At 60.8% G+C, this 14,999-nt stretch carries 14 protein-coding genes; 6 read left to right on the forward strand and 8 right to left on the reverse strand.

Annotated elements, in window-relative coordinates:
- Positions 1-10 precede the first annotated feature (10 nt).
- The 3 genes from BM017_RS17905 to BM017_RS17915 all read right to left on the reverse strand — a co-directional run bounded on the left by BM017_RS17905 (position 11) and on the right by BM017_RS17915 (position 4,024).
- Positions 11-1,309, reverse strand: a complete 1,299-nt coding sequence (locus BM017_RS17905; RefSeq protein WP_092246779.1) for an ATP-binding protein — start codon at positions 1,307-1,309, stop codon at positions 11-13.
- Positions 1,299-1,997 carry a response regulator gene (locus BM017_RS17910; RefSeq protein WP_092246783.1) on the reverse strand — a complete coding sequence of 233 codons (699 nt, stop codon included), beginning with the start codon at positions 1,995-1,997 and terminating at the stop codon, positions 1,299-1,301. Before BM017_RS17910 ends, BM017_RS17905 begins: the two co-directional genes overlap by 11 nt.
- A 77-nt stretch (positions 1,998-2,074) precedes the next feature.
- Positions 2,075-4,024, reverse strand: coding sequence for an LTA synthase family protein (locus tag BM017_RS17915; protein ID WP_092246786.1), 1,950 nt, complete (start codon positions 4,022-4,024; stop codon positions 2,075-2,077).
- Positions 4,025-4,224: 200 nt separating this feature from the next.
- Between BM017_RS17915 and colR the strand changes: the two genes are divergently transcribed.
- The 5 genes from colR (at position 4,225) to BM017_RS17940 (ending at position 7,995) form a co-directional block, all read left to right on the forward strand.
- A complete protein-coding gene (gene colR / locus BM017_RS17920; RefSeq protein WP_003175870.1) occupies positions 4,225-4,908 on the forward strand; it encodes a two-component system response regulator ColR in 684 nt (227 codons plus the stop codon).
- Positions 4,898-6,178, forward strand: a complete 1,281-nt coding sequence (locus BM017_RS17925) for a sensor histidine kinase (RefSeq protein ID WP_092246789.1) — start codon at positions 4,898-4,900, stop codon at positions 6,176-6,178. Before colR ends, BM017_RS17925 begins: the two co-directional genes overlap by 11 nt.
- A 188-nt stretch (positions 6,179-6,366) precedes the next feature.
- Positions 6,367-7,047, forward strand: a complete 681-nt coding sequence (locus BM017_RS17930) for a class I SAM-dependent methyltransferase (protein ID WP_092246792.1) — start codon at positions 6,367-6,369, stop codon at positions 7,045-7,047.
- A 4-nt stretch (positions 7,048-7,051) separates the two neighbouring features.
- Entirely contained in the window at positions 7,052-7,771 is a 720-nt protein-coding gene (locus BM017_RS17935) for a lipopolysaccharide kinase InaA family protein (protein WP_092246795.1), read from the forward strand.
- Positions 7,768-7,995, forward strand: a complete 228-nt coding sequence (locus BM017_RS17940) for a hypothetical protein (RefSeq protein ID WP_028617789.1) — start codon at positions 7,768-7,770, stop codon at positions 7,993-7,995. The genes BM017_RS17935 and BM017_RS17940 overlap by 4 nt, the downstream gene beginning before the upstream one ends.
- Before the next feature lie 250 nt (positions 7,996-8,245).
- Here the strand turns inward: BM017_RS17940 and BM017_RS28895 are convergent, their stop codons facing one another.
- The 4 genes from BM017_RS28895 to BM017_RS17955 all read right to left on the reverse strand — a co-directional run bounded on the left by BM017_RS28895 (position 8,246) and on the right by BM017_RS17955 (position 13,331).
- Positions 8,246-9,253, reverse strand: coding sequence for a hypothetical protein (locus BM017_RS28895; protein WP_139216866.1), 1,008 nt, complete (start codon positions 9,251-9,253; stop codon positions 8,246-8,248).
- Between the two features lie 454 nt (positions 9,254-9,707).
- Positions 9,708-10,805: a DUF1513 domain-containing protein gene (locus BM017_RS17945; RefSeq protein ID WP_092247151.1), complete on the reverse strand. Its 1,098-nt coding sequence runs from the start codon at positions 10,803-10,805 to the stop codon at positions 9,708-9,710.
- Between the two features lie 2 nt (positions 10,806-10,807).
- Positions 10,808-11,872 carry an imelysin family protein gene (locus BM017_RS17950; RefSeq protein ID WP_071489310.1) on the reverse strand — a complete coding sequence of 355 codons (1,065 nt, stop codon included), beginning with the start codon at positions 11,870-11,872 and terminating at the stop codon, positions 10,808-10,810.
- A gap of 31 nt (positions 11,873-11,903) precedes the next feature.
- Positions 11,904-13,331 (reverse strand): di-heme oxidoreductase family protein, encoded by a 1,428-nt coding sequence (locus tag BM017_RS17955; RefSeq protein WP_092246798.1) that lies wholly within the window; start codon positions 13,329-13,331, stop codon positions 11,904-11,906.
- Between the two features lie 140 nt (positions 13,332-13,471).
- Here BM017_RS17955 and BM017_RS17960 point away from each other — a divergent pair, with 140 nt between their 5' ends.
- Positions 13,472-14,035, forward strand: coding sequence for an NAD(P)H nitroreductase (locus BM017_RS17960; RefSeq protein WP_092246801.1), 564 nt, complete (start codon positions 13,472-13,474; stop codon positions 14,033-14,035).
- A gap of 135 nt (positions 14,036-14,170) precedes the next feature.
- Here BM017_RS17960 and BM017_RS29680 read toward each other — a convergent pair whose 3' ends face one another.
- Positions 14,171-14,926 carry a methyl-accepting chemotaxis protein gene (locus BM017_RS29680; RefSeq protein ID WP_370468593.1) on the reverse strand — a complete coding sequence of 252 codons (756 nt, stop codon included), beginning with the start codon at positions 14,924-14,926 and terminating at the stop codon, positions 14,171-14,173.
- Positions 14,927-14,999 lie beyond the last annotated feature (73 nt).

Here is a 14,999-nt window from a genome sequence, read left to right on the forward strand (position 1 = left end):
AACACGCAGGCTATTGCGGGCGCAGCGGCAGGATCAGGGTCAGGCGTGCCCCGCCCAACGGGCTGCGCGCCACGGACAACTCACCGCGATGCCATTGGCTGGCGCGCCTGGCCAGTGCCAGCCCTAGGCCGAAGCCGCCGGGGTCATCGCCGCCCATGGCCAGTCGTACAAACGGCTCGAATATCTTTTCGCGGTTTTCGGCGAGTATGCCGGGGCCGTCGTCGTCCACATGCAGCACCAGGTGCTGGTCATCCTGGTGGGCAGCGCTGACGCTCACTTGGTCACGGGCGTAGGTGATTGCATTACTCAACAAGTTGCGCACGATCAAATGCAACAAGGCGCGGTCGCCGATCAATTGCAGGTCCGCCGGCTCGGTGTCCAGGCTCAGGCGCCGCTGGTGCCCGTCGAGCAAGGCAAACTCCTGATGCAGCCAGTCACGGATAGGGATGGGCTCATGCTGCAGGTCGGCGGGGGCGCCCGCCATCCGGGCAAAGGCCAGGCTGGCGCGCACCAGGGCTTCAAGCTCTTCCACATCGGTTTGCAGGCGTTCCTGCAAGCGTATGCGCGTGGACGGGTCATCGCTTTTGCCCAGCAGGGTCAAGGCAAAACGCATGCGTGCCAGCGGCGTGCGCAACTCATGGGAGACGGCCTGGGAAACCTCTCGGTGACGTTCGCTCATGGCGTTGATGTCTTGGGCATGTTGCTGCAAGGTCTGCAGCACGGGCGCCCATTCCTTGCCCATGGCTGGCAGCATCGCATTGGGGGTACGGGCCAGGGTAGCCAGGCAGCTATCGAGCGCTTGCAAGTCGGCACTACGCTGGCGGCGTGCGCGCAGACCGAACCACATCCACAGCACCAGCGGCAGGCCGGCCACGCACGCGGTGATCCCATACACCGGGAATTGCAGCAGGTCCTTGACCTCGGCGGTGCCCCACATCGGGCCGAATTGGATCAGCGTTTTGTCGTCGAGCGGGAAATAGGTGATGTCTTCATCGCTGCTCTGCGCCGGTTGCTGGTGCTGAAGCATGATCAGCGCTTCGGGCGGCAGTTCGACCTCATCCAGGGTGACGAGCCGGATCGGGTACTGGAAGCGCGCGCGCAGTACCTCCATACGCGCTTCACGCTGGTCAGCCGGCAAGGCCTTGAGCTGCTCCGCCACCAGATAGCCCGGTCCGGCCATCAAGCGCAAAAAGCTGTATTCGCCGACAAACACCGAGGCATTGGCGCACAGCCACAGCAAATACAGGGTCAACGCGCCCCAGCCGGTGCCCGCGAGAATCGCCATCCAGGGTCGCACTCTAGAGAACATGCCGGGCCTCTTGCGGTGTCTCGACAAACAGGTAGCCCTGGGCGGTGATGGTCTGGATCGTCACCGGGCAGCCCAGGCCCATCAGCTTTTTGCGCAGGCGCGATACGCGCATATCCACCGAGCGATTGAGCCCGTCGTACTCCAGGCCGCGCAGGCTTTGCAGGAGTTTTTCCCGGGTCAGCAACACCCCGCAGTGGCGGGCGAAGATCGCAAGCAATTCGAACTCGGCCACCGAGAACTGCAAGGGCACCTCATCGAGCCAGGCGAAATGGCAGTCGAGGTCCAATCGAAACGTGCCCCATTGGTAATACGTACGGGGCGCCTGGGGATGGCGACGCAGCAGCGAGCGGATACGGGCCAGCAACAACAGCGGGTCGACCGGTTTGACCACGTAATCGTCCGCACCGACGTTGAACCCCGTCAGTTGCTCGGCGTTTTCGTCCAGCGCCGTCATCATCAGGATCAGGCCGGGGTACTGCTCGCGGATCTGTCGGCACAGGGTAAAACCGTCGATGCCGGGTAGCATCACATCCAGAATCAACAACGCCGGTTTTTCGTCGAGAATACGCTGGGCGGCACGGTCGCCACGGTGCTCCACCGCCACGCTGAAACCTTCGGCGCGCAGGAACTCCGCCGTCAGGGCGGCCAGTGGGCGGTCATCTTCGATCAGCAGCAGGGTGTCGGACATGAAAAGGCGTCGTCGCCGGAGAATGGGCGCAAGTGTTACGCCCTTGCCCCGCAGGAGGCAAGGGCCACGCGTGGCGATCAGCGGGCGCTGATGGCGGGTTCTGCGACCTTCGGCGCTTTCCAGCCCAGCAACTGTTGTTTGAAGCCATAGCTGGCGGCCTGGTAGTAGGTGATGGCGCGCAGGATCAGCGGGTCATCACTGCCCACCCGCAGCTCCTGGCTTTCACCCAGGGCCTGATCGTGGCGACGCAGGCCCTGGCGCGGGCTGAGGATCGCCAGGTCTTTACCGTCAAACAGCCCCAGGTGCTGGTAGTTGCCGACCACCACACGGGGTGGCAGTGGGTTGTCTTGCAGCAGGTTGCGACCGAAGAAGGTCGATTCGTAGCTCAGGTTGAGCAGGCCGAGCAAGGTGGGCGCCAGGTCGATCTGGCTGGCCAGTTGCGCGGTTTCCCGGGCGTCGACCAGCTTGGGGGCGTAGATGAACAGCGGTATCTGGTAGTTGCTGATGGGCAAGTCTTCCTTGCCCGCGCTGCCGGCAGTGTGGTCGGCGACAAACACGAAGATCGTGTTATCGAACCACGGCTTCTGGCGTGCCGCCTCCAGGAACTCACCGATGGCGTGGTCGGTGTACTTCACCGCACCGTCGCGGCCGTTACCGGATTTGATATCGATGCGCCCATCCGGGTACGTGTAGGGGCGATGGTTGGAGGTGGTCATCAGTTGCAGCAGGAACGGCTGCTGCTTGGCGTAGTCGGCATCGGCCAGTTTCAGGGTTTGTTTGTAGAGGTCTTCGTCGGCCATGCCCCAGGCGTTTTTAAATGAGATCTCCGATTCTGGCACGCTGCTCTGGTCGACGACCCGATAGCCGTTGCCGCTGAAGAACGCATTCATATTGTCGAAGTAGCCACGTCCGCCGTAGACGAACACGCTGTCGTAGCCGATGGCGGTGAGTTGCTGGCCCAGGCTGGCAAAGCCGCTTTCGCGGCCGATGCGCTTGACAATGGAGCGGCCCGGCGTGGGTGGGATCGCCAGGGTGATGGCCTCCAGGCCTCGGTCAGTGCGGGTGCCGGTGGCATAGAAATTATTGAAATACAGGCTTTGTTTGCGCAGCGCATCCAGGTTGGGCGTCAGGTTGCGCTCGTCGCCGTTGCTGCCCATGTATTTGGCGCTGAAGCTTTCGATGGTCACCAGCACGATATTGGGTGTGCGCAGCGTGCCGGGGTTATCGATGGCGCGGCGGATATCCAAGGGGTCCTTGTCGATGAAGCGAGCATTGGGCTCACTCAGTTCGGCGCGCAACTGTTTGGCGACAACGTCCGCGGGCAGGCTTTTATAGAACTGGGTGTAGTCCAGTTCGTTGTTACGGAACGCGGCGAAAAACTGATACGGGCCATTGCTCGCCAGTTCGTTCTTGTAGGCGTTGCCACCTTGGGCGCGTGGGCTGTCCTGGCTGATCAGTTGCAGGCTGAGGCCAGCAACCACCAACAGGCCCAGGGCATTGACCAGGCGACCCCGCATTGCCGGCAGCGGTGCATTCATCGCGGCGATGAACGGTTTGCGCAGAACCAGGCTCAACACCACGGCGAGCATCGCCAGCAGGCTGAGCAGCTTGCCGATCGGGTAGGACTCCAGCAGGTTGTTCAACACCTCATCGGAGTACACCAGGTAATCGACGGCGATAAAGTTGAAGCGCACGCCGAATTCATCCCAGAACAACCATTCGGCGACCGAGGTGAACAGCATGGCGAACAGGCTGACGGTCAGTACCGCCTGCAGGAACCAGCGGTGACCGCGACGGCGCCAGAGGGCAGGTGGGCACAGCAGCAGATACAACCCCAGTGGCAGGGCGGCATAGGCCAGAAAGCCCAGGTCGTACAGCAGGCCCACGCCAAACACCGGCAGCAGGTTGCCACCGACTTCGTCCAGGTGAGTGATGAGCAGCACGCTGCGCGTGAGCAGGAAAACCAACAGCCAGGCACCGGTGACCAGCAGCAAATAGCGCATAGGCGCTGTTTTGAGAAACCCCATGTCCAACTTCCTTATATCGATGGGCGCGATCTTCGCTCTGACACTGTAGTCAGTTTGTGAAGCTATAGTGAAAAACTCGTTCGACTAATTAATCGGTTGAAAACCTTTATCGACGGCGCTTGCGGGTCTATCCCTGAGCCACACTTGGCCTTAAGCTGCGCGAGCCAACACGGCCGTTACCGCGTACGGAGAAACTGCCCATGCGAATTCTACTGGTTGAAGACAACCGCGATATTCTGGCCAACCTGGCCGACTACCTGGGGCTGAAGGGCTACACCGTGGACTGTGCGCAGGACGGTTTGTCGGGCTTGCACCTGGCCGCCACCGAGCATTACGACCTGATCGTGCTCGATATCATGCTGCCCGGCATTGATGGCTACACCCTGTGCAAACGCCTGCGTGAAGACGCCCGCCGCGATACGCCGGTGATCATGCTCACTGCCCGCGATCAGTTGGACGACCGGCTGCAGGGCTTCAAGTCCGGCGCCGACGATTACCTGCTCAAACCGTTTGCGCTATCGGAACTGGCCGCACGTATCGAAGCCGTGCTGCGCCGTGCCCAGGGCGGCGGTCGCCGCGCCCTGCAGGTCGGTGACCTGAGCTACGATCTCGATACCCTGGAAGTTACCCGCGAAGGGCGCCTGCTCAAGCTCAACCCGGTCGGCCTGAAACTGCTGGCGGTGCTGATGCAGAAGAGCCCGCACGTGCTGCGCCGCGAAATTCTCGAAGAAGCCCTGTGGGGCGATGACTGCCCGGACAGTGACAGCCTGCGCAGCCACGTTCACCAATTGCGCCAGGTGATCGATAAACCTTTTGCCAAGCCGTTGCTGCAGACGGTGCACGGTGTGGGTTATCGCCTGGCCGAGGGTCGTGATGGAGTTTAAGCAAAGCCTTGCGCAACGGATCATCATCGCCTTTGCCTTGATGAGTGCGTTGGTGGCGGGGGCCTTCGCCATGGGTATCGTGGCGACGGTGCACCTGGTGGAAGAGAAGTTGATCTCGGCGGGCCTGGGCGGCGACTTGCAACGCCTGCTGCTGATGGACACCGTCGAGGACTGGCGGCACCGGCCCGAGCCGGACCAGCTGTTTTATTTCAGTGGTGGCCCCGGCGACTTCGAGTTGCCCAAGGACCTACGCCACCTTGAGCCCGGTTTCCATGAAGTATTCCGCGAGGCGCTGTCGTACCACGCCATGGTCGAAGTGGTCGACGGGCGGCGCTACGTACTGTTGCAGGACCAAAGCGATTTCGAAGAGCGCGAGCGCGTGTTGTTCGCCGTGGTGCTGGTGGGCTTTGTGCTCAGCCTGGCGCTGGCGGTGTTCCTCGGCTGGGTGCTGGCGCGCAAAGTGATGGCGCCGGTGGTGCGCCTGGCCCGTCAGGTGCGCCACCGTGACCAATTGCTCGGCCTGGCCCCGCCCTTGGCGCCGGATTACGCGGCGGATGAAGTGGGCGAACTGGCGGTGGCGTTCGACGCCACATTGGGACGGCTGCGCCAGGCCCTGTCCCGTGAACAGCTGTTTACCAGTGACGTGAGCCATGAGCTGCGCACACCCTTGATGGTGTTGGCCAGCTCCTGCGAACTGCTGCTGGAAAACCCCGCCATCGATCAGCGCGGGCGCAACCAGGTGCTGCGCATTGCCCGGGCCTGCGAAGAAATGCGCGAACTGGTGCAGACTTTCCTGATGCTGGCCCGTGCCCAGCATGACGAAGCGGCAATGTCGCCCCAGGTCAGCCTGACGCAGGTGGCCGAAGATCTGCTCGGCATCTGGCGCGAGCCCATCGAGCACAAAGGCCTGGAACTGATCTATCAGCCCGGCACCCCCCTGGATACGCGCTATAACACCACCTTCCTGCATGCGGTGATGGGCAACCTGCTGCGCAATGCCCTGCACTACACCGAGCAGGGGTTTATCCGGCTGACCCTGGAACCGAGCGGATTTATCGTGGAGGACAGCGGTGTCGGTATCCCCGAGGACAAGCGCGAGGCGATGTTCGAGCCGTTCGTACGCGGCAGCGAGAAGCGCGGTGAGGGCCTGGGTTTGGGGTTGTCGCTGGTGCAGCGCATCTGCGAGAACCAGGGCTGGAGCGTCAGCCTCAGTACCATGGAGCCCAACGGCTGCCGCTTTCATGTGCAATTGAGTCAGGTCAACGCCTGACGCCATCCCCTGCCGCTATCCTGCCAGAGATCCCGGTAATTCGGCGAAGATGGCCCCATGCTATTGCGTGAGTCTGTAAAGTCTTGAAATGTATAGGGCTGGACAGGACAAGTTTTTCACAACGGGTTGACCTGTTAATCACAGTGCGCTGCTTAACGTTGTAGGCATCAGCTACTGGAGACCCGTTGATGCCTACCCCGATCAAGCTCGAATTTTCCGAAAAGTACGACGACGAACACGCTCAAGAATATTTGCTCAAGCATCAGGACAATCTGGCGCGCCGGTTGTCCCACAAACGCGACGAGCAATTGGCCCGTGGCGCGCTGGCGATGGCGGGTGAGCCTGGCCTGGTGCTGGACTTGCCCTGCGGCGCCGGGCGTTTCTGGCCCTTGCTGGCGGAAAAGCCCAACCGCGTGATCATTGGCGCCGACAACTCGGCGTCGATGTTGAAGGTGGCAATGGCAGCCCAGCCCGCCGATGTGGTGAAACGGGTACGACCCTTGCAGACATCGGCCTTTGATATTGCTTTGCCAGATAACGCGGTCGACAGCATTTTCTGTATGCGCCTGTTGCACCACATTGGTGATCCGGCGCATCGCGTGGCGATATTGCGCGAGTTTCAACGCGTTACCCGTGACAGCGTGATTGTTTCGTTGTGGGTCGATGGCAATTTCAAGGCCTGGAAACGCAAGCGGCTCGAACAGCAGCGTCGCAAGAAAGGTGAGCAGGAAGGTTACCAAAACAGATTTGTGTTACCGGCTGCTACTGTTGAAGCAGAGTTTGAGGAAGCCGGCTTCCGTGTCCAGGAGTCCCTGGACTTCATACCGCTCTACGCCATGTGGCGAGTGTACGTATTACGCAAGAGGTAACAGGATGGCAGTTGAGTGCGTAGCAGGCAGTCACGTAGCTCCCGAGGAACGATTCGATTATTTCTGGCACCAGCAAGGCGAGTGGGTCGAAGAGCCCAATCGTCGCCGTGGTGGTGAAAGCGGTGTGCAGCGTGTGATCAGCCCCAACGGACGCTTGCTCTACAGCAAGCGCCAGACCGGGCACATCTACCGCAGTTGGCTGCATCCGTTTGGCCGCCCGACGGTGCTGCGTGAGCGCGATGCCCTCAAGGGCTTGCGTTTGTTGGACGTGCGTGTGCCGGAAATGGTGTTTTGCGAAGCGCGCCGCGACCCCGAGCACCAATGGAAAGCGCTGCTGGTCACTGCCGCCCTCGACGGTTTCGACGAAATCGAGAACTGGTACGCCGCCGGTGGCCGCGAGCAATACGGCGAACTGGTGCATGAGCGTGTGCTCCAGGAACTGGCCGGCACCCTGGCGCGCATGCACAAGGGCCGATGGCAGCATGGCTGCCTCTACATCAAGCATATCTTTGTGCGGGTGACGGGCGAGGGTGACTCGGCCAACGTCGAAGTGGCGCTGCTGGACTTCGAGAAATGCCGCCAGCGCCTGACCGCTTATCGGGCCGCCTCCCATGACATGCTGCAATTGCGCCGCCATTCGTCGTGGAACGATACCGACTGGAAGAAACTCAGCTACTTTTACGAGACGGCGTTTGGCAGCGCTATCAAGGGTTTAACCAGATGAAGCTAGAAATAGCACGAGGTCTGTTCCTGGTCGGGGCGCTGGGCGTTGCAGCCCTGGCGCTGGCGGCGTGGGAACAGCCTCGCACCCAGGTGCTCAGTGCAACGCAGGGTGGCGCGCAATGCCTGTTGCCGCGCGTTGCCAAGGCGAGCACGGCGGCCAAGCCCGATCATGAGTTGTTGCTGTTCATGTTTGGCATGTCTCAAGGGATGAGGCCACAGAGTTGATGAGTTTAAAGGCAAAATGAAAAGGCCTCGCGTTACGAGGCCTTTTTTGGGCTTGTTAAAGTAGAAGGGCGTAACTTTCTTTAGTGTTTTTAATGTTCGGCCTCAGTGCGTGTATAACTTATTGAGCCGTTTTGTAGGTCAGGTACTCTGGTTGTAAAGTCGTAAAGAATGCTGTGGGGGCATTGCTTTATTTGCCGTGTTGCCTCGTTGAAGGTGCTGTCGGTTTATGAGTGTCAACGTTAACTTGGCATTATGTGGGAACTTCGTAGTTATGTTTTTTGGGCGGCAAAGCTCCAACTTCAGGGTACGCTATTTTTGTCTGCTTGGAGTACTCGGTTTTATCAGTTGGCAGGGCTGAGTAGGACCTTTCGTGGGCGACCCTATACAAGATGGCAGCCTCACTGCCTGCGTCGATTGTTGCGTAATTAAATGGAGGAGGAAGGGGTGAGTAGCGTTCACCGTCAATTTTTCCGTTGTTTTTGTATTGGTAGGGGGAAAAGTTTTTTTCTGGGTCGGCAGGGTCCGTGGGCATATGGTTACGATGGCTAAGTTCGGTTGTTAAAGAGTCAATGTAGTGGAGTAGACGTACCAAGTAGTAAGCAGCATTAGCTTGGCTTACTGGGTCCGGATTACTAGGAGTATAGTTACCGACAACCTCTATTAACCATTCATCGGGAATGATTTTAGGTCGGCTATTTACAATCTCACGATTCTCTTTGAGAATCTGACCTGCTAACCGCTTATCCCACTCTGGCCTTCCCGTAGGGCCAGTGGGTGCGACGTCGGTGTTTAATTCTGGGCGTTTGGCCTCAGTGCCACTGATGGGGGGCGTCGTTGTTTTAGGTGTTACAGTTTTCTCTGTGTCTGGAGGTGTGTCGGAAGTTTTAGCTTCTCTATTATGTTCGGTTATATCGGTTTTTTTGTTTTTCTCTGTATCTTTGGCTGGGTCTTTCAGGGCCGAATAACCGTTCTCGAGGAAGTTCAAGAACAGTTCATAATTTGAGTTTTTTGTGGGAGGCTTTCCGGGGCCATTATAGCCATCATATATCGGTCGCCCAGGTGTAGGTGATGCTCTGCTGTCCGTGCCTGATGTGATGTACCCGACCACTTGCGAGAAATCGTACATCCTGTCTGCCCGATCATTGGGGTCGGGGTTATCAATCGAAAAGTTACCAACCTTTTTATAAGCCCGGTCGAAGTCACTTTCTGGGTGCGGTCCGAAATAATACTCTTTAAGTCTGGGATTGCTGTCGACCATTTCACGTGCGCCGCGGTTATCGCCCCATGGGCGTCCAGTGGGATGGGATGGAGGGTTGGCGCGTATAACCTGAGTCTTTTGGTCTGTATTGGAGTTGCGGGTATCCGGTCCACAGGGATAGTTAGTGGCTGGCGATTCAGATGGGCACGGCGATCGATTGGCGGGCGGTGTGTGCGCTGACTGCATACCGTTGAGCGTTATAAGGTTGAACATTTATTCTCCTGGCTTGTGTAGTGATTAAAGTCACGTAGCTAAGTGGTAAATGTTCCGAATTCGTTCCATAGAGTGCGAAAGTGCCTACGGCGAGTATCTTCTACTTCTTAAGGTATTGCCGAACTCAACTTACTCTCAGAGATTTCTGAGTTACTTCCCCCTTCTGATATCAAGCAGGCGTAACAGCGAGCCGTTGCTTAACGTGGCATTCGGCTCGTGTCGGGTGAGAAGCGACCTGCACTCAGATCAGATGCAGATGGTTATCCCAAAGCCCTGCCGGCAACTCCAGCGGCGTTGCCACCAACTGTTTCTGGCGACAATCGTAGAACCGGCAACGGCCCTGGCCCGAGGTCACGACAAACCCATCCTCGACCGCGCCCACGCCGGCGCAGTCGGGCAGCGGTCCGTCCAGGCGCAGCTCGCCGCTGTCCATGTTCCAGATAAAGAAGCGGTTGCCCCGTGGGGCAGTCAACGCCACCAGGCGCAATTCGCTGTGCACTGCGACGCTGGCGGTGTAGTGCCCCATCGCCTGCAACTGCTCGTCCGCCACCGGAAACGCCACGTATGGCTGCCCCGGACGCTTGATCGCCAGCAACTCGGAACGCTCCTGTGATGCCCCCATGAACTGCTGCCCGGTGAGGATGGTGCCATCGCTGGCGATCCCCATGTGCCGCACGCTGTTCATCTGCTGGCCGAGGGTTTCCTTGCTGATCAAGGTACCGTCGCGCTGCATCAGCACCAGGCTCGGTTCCATGGCGTCGAGGTTCATCTCCACGCGGCTTTCGGCTTCGGTACGAATGCCGCCGTTGGCCACCACCAGGGTCTCGCCGTCGGGCATCCACGACACCTGGTGCGGGCCGATGCCGTGGGTGGAGATCTCGCCGGTATGCACCAGCCGCTCGCCTTCGAACCGGTACACACCGAGCAGGCCACGGCCGGGGTCGGTTGTGTCGTTCTCGGTGGCGTACAGCCAGTCGCCGCTCTTGTGAATGACCGCGTGGCCATAGAAGTGGCGGTTGACCCGGGAGGTGATGGTTTGCAGCAGCGCGCCATCGCGCAGGTCGATCAGGTAACTCTCGGTGCCCGGGCGACGGGCGACAAACAGCGCAATCGGCAGCGTCGGGTGGTTGATGATGTCGTGGCAGCGCTGGCCGACCTGGGTGGCAAATACCTGCCTGCCGTCCAGGCGGTAACCCACGGCGTAGTGCTTGCCGTCCGCATCATCCCGCGCCGAGAGCAGCAGCGGGCCCTTGTCTTTGCTTTTGAACAGCGTCCAGCCACCCAGTGTGAGAGCACTGAGCAGCACGCTGCCGATGGCCAAAGCCTGTCGCCTGAGCATCATCAGTCACCGTCGTTGGCGTTAAAGCCCAGTTGGATGCCCAGCGCCTTGGCCAGCTCGCCCTCGTGCAGGCGGTGGACGACGTTGAGGCTGTCATAGATATCGTTGAGCTGCTGGCGCCCAGCGTCATCGTTCAACAGTTCGTTGAGGGTGCGCTGGTTGCTGGCGAACAGTTTCAGCGACGCGGCATAGGCGGCGTCGATCTTGTCGGCCAACGGCTTCTGCTCGGACGGCAGCAGGCCACGCAGGCCTTTGTTGTCGACGCCGACCCATACGGTCTGGGCTGCCGCGAGGCTGGCTTCGAGGCTTTGCAGGGACGACTGGCTGCGCCATGCATCGGCCTGGAACGGCTGCGGGATACCCTTGGTCTGGCGGCCCATCGGCGTGCCGAGTTTTTTCTTCAGGGTGTCCAGTGCGGTGACCTGCACGCGCAGCAGATCGGCAATGGCTTCGTGGGAATCGGCGTAGCGCTGGTTCGGAAACTTGGTCATCTGCGCCAGCATGCCGTCGGTGCTGTTCCAGCTGGCCAGGATCTCTTCGGCCAGGGCCTTCTGACGGTCACCGATGGCGACCAGCAGCGGGCAGTAACGGGCCTTTTGTGCGTCGTCGGCGATGTCGGTCTTGGCGTCGTAGAGGATGTATTCGTAGGCGGACAGGCCTTGCACCACCACGCTGGACTTGGCCAGGGCGGCGCCGTCGATCTGCGGCTGGCTGGCGACCAGTTGCTCGACCTGGCGGCCGACCAGGTTCTTCTTGTCCGGCCAGAACTGCACCTGCCACGAACGGTTGCCCTCGGCCAGCGGCCCGATCAGCAGCGGTTGCAGCTCGGCCCAAGCCTTTTGTGCATGCAGGAAATCGGCACGCGCGGTGTCCAGGCTCTCCTTGCCCTGGCAGTAGGCCAGCGCGCTGACGGCCAGTTGGCGGTCGGCTTCGACCCAGCGGCTGTAGGTCGGCAGGATCACTTGCTTGGCGATGGCCGCAGAGGTCACTGCTTGCGGGTCTTGCGGCGAGCAGGCGCCTAGGGCGAGGGCGGCCAGGCTGGTGAACAACAACTTGGGACGGAACATGTCGAGCTCCCTTCTATAAGTGGGGCGAAGCTTATAAAGAATTCAGGAACGCCAGCAACGCTGCGCGCTGCTCGGCATTGAAGGACAACACATGCTGCTGCGCCGCTTGGGCTTCACCGCCATGCCACAGCACGGCTTCGAGCAGGCTGCGGGCGCGGCCGTCATGCAAGAACTGGGTATGGCCACTCACGGTTTGCGTCAGGCCAATGCCCCACAACGGCGGCGTGCGCCAGTCGCGGCCACCGGCCTTGAATTCTGTGCGGTTGTCGGCGAGGCCCGGTCCCATGTCGTGCAACAGCAGGTCGCTGTAGGGGCGGATCACCTGGTTGGCCAGTTCAGGTTCGGCGGCATTGGCGGCCGTGGTGAATGCAGGCGTGTGGCAACCCTGGCAGCCGGCTTGATAGAACAGGTTTTTACCGGCCAGCACCTGCGGCGTGTTGACGCCACGGCGCGCCGGCACCGCCAGGTTGCGCGTGTAGAACAGCACCAGGCGCAGGATGTTGTCGCTGACTTCCGGCTCGCCATCGGGGCCATTGCCGTTGGGGGCCTGTTTGCAGGCGACTTGGGCATCGGTGCAGTCATCAAAGGGTCTCAGGGATGTGGTGAGGCCCATATCACCAGAGAACGCGTGAACATTTTGTTGATTGAGGTTGGGTTGCCCGGCTTTCCAGCCAAAACGCCCGAGCACGGTTTTTTGCTGGGCGTCGTCCCAGACCCAGTTGGCGCGGCCGACAATGGCTTGCTTGTCGGCGGTCTTCGGGTCGGTGTTGCGTAGGATGTCGGCGTCGCTGATGGCTTCGAGCAAGCCCAGGCCGATCATCGGCGGCGCGATGCGTGCGGAAAAGCGCGTGTCGGGGTGCATCGGGCCGTAGCCAAGCTGAGTGATCTGCAGGTCGGGTTTACGCAACTCGACCACCGTGCCGTCCTTGAACGTCACGTTGACCGGCGTGTAATCGACCCGCACCTTGCCTTCCGGCGGCACGCCCGGCACGGCCATGTCCTGCAATTGCCCACCGTAGACCGGCTCGGGCACCACGCCAATGTGCTCGATGGCCTTGGCATAGGCGGGCGCATCCGGAATCGACAGGCGTACCAGCATCGACACCGCGTTGGGTGCATCGGGCAGCGGTGGGTGACCACGACCGTCTTTTATATGGCAGTTCTGGCAGGCGTTGGTGTTGAACAGCGGGCCGAGGCCATCACGCGCCGTGGTGGTGGACGGTGCGATCACCCAGGGGCTGCGAAAGAAGCTGTTGCCGACGCTGAAATCCAGGCGGCGGGTGGGCGACAGGTTGGCCGAGGGCAGGGAAAACGCGTTCTGGTCGCGCTTGTTCACCGTCGCAGCACCGCCCGCCCGTGATTCACCCGGCTCGGCCTTGGTAAATCTGGGCGCGTCATCGCAGCCAGCCAGGCTCAAGGCCAGCAAGGCTGCGGACAGGCGAAAAAGCGAAGGGGACATCGAATTTCCTGAACCACGGCGGAAAATAAGGTCGCAAAGTCTAACAGGGCAGGGCGCAATGAATAAGAGCAATTATCGTTTGGTGGCATCCCGATTCATTCCCGCTAGAATGACCGCACATTTTTTTCTGGAGGTGGCCCATGCAGGCTCTCGACGCTTTGCTCAACCGTGTTTCCGTGCCGCGCCTGCTGGAACCGGCGCCGACCCAGGAGCAGCGCGATGTGCTGTTTGCCGCCGCCATGCGTGCGCCCGACCACGGCCAACTGCGCCCTTGGCGCTTCCTCACGGTTGAAGGCGCTGCTCGCGAACAGATGGGCACCTTGTTGGCCGAAGCGGCCCGGCTGCAAGACGCCGATGCGCCACAGGCGGTGATCGACAAGGCCCAGAACGGCCCGTTGCGCGCGCCGTTGGTGGTGGTGGTGATTGCCCGTTTGCAGGAGCACTTCAAGGTGCCCAAGTCCGAGCAACTGCTGGCTGCTGCCTGTGCGGCTCATGGCATCCTGTTGGCGGCGTATGCCCAGGGGATTGGTGCGGTATGGCGCACCGGGGAATTGTCCTACTCGGCCCACGTGGCCAAAGGCCTGGGGCTGACGGCGGATGAGGAGTTGATTGGCTTCCTGTACCTGGGCACACCGCAGAACCCGCCGCGTACCGCGGCTAAAGAAGACCTGACGCAGTTTGTCAGTGCCTGGACCGGTCTCTAAATCCAAAGTGATCAAACTGTGGGAGGGGGCAAGCCCCCGATGTGGGGGGGGCAGCTACAGAAGCGTTGACTGGCACTCTGCTATCGGGGGCAAGCCCCCTCCCACATTGGAACTGTGTTGTTTTTGAGATTGGGTTTACACCCTGAACTGATCCATCAACTTCATCTGCTGGCTGGCCAGTGCATTGAGTTGGCTGCTGATGGCCGCCGACTCGGTGGCCTGGCCGGTGAGGGTTTCGGTCACGGTACGGATCGCCGAGACGTTGCGGTTGACCTCTTCGGCCACGGCGCTCTGCTGTTCGGCGGCGCTGGCGATCTGTAGGTTCATGTCGCTGATCACGGTCACCGCATCGCTGATCTTGCCCAAGGCCTGCACCGCCTGATGGATCTGCCCGGCATTGCTCTGGGCCTGGCTCTGGCTGGAATGCATGGTCGCCACCACGCCACGGGTGCCGCTCTGGATGCGCTCGATCACCAGGCGGATTTCCTCCACCGAATCCTGGGTACGCTTGGCCAGGTTACGCACTTCGTCGGCTACCACCGCAAACCCTCGACCGCTTTCCCCGGCGCGTGCCGCTTCGATGGCGGCATTGAGGGCCAGCAGGTTGGTCTGCTCGGCAATGCTGCGGATCACTTCCAGCACTGAACCAATCTGTTCGCTGTTGACCGCCAGGGCTTCGACTTCGCCCACGGCCTTGCTGACTTCTTCGGCCAGGGTGGTGATGTCGCGGGTGCTCTGCTCGATGATCGACATGCCTTCACGCGCCGACTGGTCGGCACCGCGTGCCGCGCTGGCGGCATTGGACGCGCTGTTGGCGACGTCGTGGGCGGTGGCGCTCATTTCGTTGGACGCGGTGGCCACCTGGTCGATTTCGCGGAACTGCACCTGCATGCCTTCGCTGGTCTGGCGTGCGATGGCCGAAGACTGGTCTGCGGTGCCGCGTGCTTCGGTGATGCTTTGCTTG

It is taken from the genome of Pseudomonas sp. NFPP04, assembly GCF_900113815.1.
GTDB classification, from domain to species: Bacteria; Pseudomonadota; Gammaproteobacteria; order Pseudomonadales; family Pseudomonadaceae; genus Aquipseudomonas; species Aquipseudomonas extremorientalis.